Origin of the sequence: Microbacterium sp. BF1 (assembly GCF_019279095.1) — a bacterium.
Taxonomy (GTDB): domain Bacteria; phylum Actinomycetota; class Actinomycetes; order Actinomycetales; family Microbacteriaceae; genus Microbacterium; species Microbacterium maritypicum.
Genome location: NZ_JAGYWT010000911.1, coordinates 1 through 508 on the forward strand (window position 1 = coordinate 1; position 508 = coordinate 508).

Here is a 508-nt window from a genome sequence, read left to right on the forward strand (position 1 = left end):
GGTCTTCAATTTCGTTAGGCATTCTCCGCAGCGCTTGCGGTCGCGGGCTCCGCGCGTGGCCAACCATGCGTTGATGGCGCTGAAGGTTGCTGCGCCGCCCAAGAGAGCCGTGACTCCACTCCAGGGGTGGGTTGCAACGGCCTCTGCGGCGAGCTCCACTGCAGCGGCCGCCAGTATTAACCCCGCTCCCAAGGCAGTGACTCTAGCTATCGTTCCGTGACCGAACCGGCCGGACATGCCGAGCATTGCGCCGATGAGCAAACCACTCACGCTGAGCGCCGCCCAGCCGATTACCGAGCCGTAGTCACTCACCACCATCACCACCGCGAGACCGCGTCTGGGTCCCGGGCCATGGTGTCTGGACCGGGGCACCGATCACCATCTGCCTCACCATCCGTGCTTCCTGTCCCGAGTAGGTCCAGCGCGCAGCTGAGGGCTGCGCGCTGGCGAAGCTGTCCTCATTCACGAGGGTCGCCAGGCTCTTCCTTAAGGGCATCAATAAGGTAGC

At 64.2% G+C, this 508-nt stretch carries 1 pseudogene; it reads right to left on the reverse strand.

What is annotated here, in order from left to right:
* A pseudogene (locus KZA10_RS17515) lies at positions 1-312 on the reverse strand (hypothetical protein); the annotation flags it as partial.
* Between the last annotated feature and the right edge of the window lie 196 nt (positions 313-508).